Genomic DNA, 618 nt, shown 5'->3' on the forward strand with positions numbered 1-618 from the left:
CCGGGCGAGAGTTCGCCTCGGTCCAGCCTCGTGCGCGCAATTCTGGTCACCCGCTGAAACTCAGTCTCGGCTCTCGACGCCTTGATCTCATCTCGAGCGGAGGACGCTCTGGCCGGCGGTAAACGACGCGACATACGCGGATCAGGCATGGCGGTCTCCTTCTTATCCAAGTCCTTGTGTATCGTGAACATACCCTTGCGAGTGTTTTACTTGTGCATGGCAAGTTGGGCGGTCCTACTCGCGAGAAGTGATTGCGGAGGCTTTAATGGCCATGACCCGCCCTGCCGCGAGGCGGCGTTTACTCGCTGTGCGCGGAAACTGATTTCGCTGGGCACGAAACGATGCCCATGAGACACTATTATCGTTCGAAACCTTAAGGACGCCTCCAATGCTGCTCATCGTGCTGATCGTGTTGGCCATCATCTTTTTCGGCGGTGGCATCGGCTACGGCTATCGCGGCGGCCGGTCAGGCTATGGCCACGGGGGCGTCGGCATAGGCACTATCCTAATAATCATTCTGATAGTAGTGCTGCTCACCGGCCATCATTTCTAGTGTAAACAACGACGATCCGCGCCCCCGCTGTGGGGCGCGGTTTACCCCATAGTGGCGAGAACACT

At 57.9% G+C, this 618-nt stretch carries 1 protein-coding gene; it reads left to right on the forward strand.

Annotation, left to right across the window (positions count from 1 at the left end; genetic code table 11):
* Positions 1 to 388 precede the first annotated feature (388 nt).
* Positions 389 to 553: a DUF3309 domain-containing protein gene (locus tag GSQ92_RS29720; protein ID WP_159014928.1), complete on the forward strand. Its 165-nt coding sequence runs from the start codon at positions 389 to 391 to the stop codon at positions 551 to 553.
* Positions 554 to 618 lie beyond the last annotated feature (65 nt).

Source organism: Acidisoma sp. S159 (genome assembly GCF_009766125.1).
GTDB lineage: Bacteria > Pseudomonadota > Alphaproteobacteria > Acetobacterales > Acetobacteraceae > Acidisoma.

Excerpts from the sequence above, each read along its gene's own strand:
- GSQ92_RS29720 (WP_159014928.1), top strand. The coding sequence starts at position 389 with ATGCTGCTCATCGTGCTGATCGTGTTGGCCATCATCTTTTTCGGCGGT.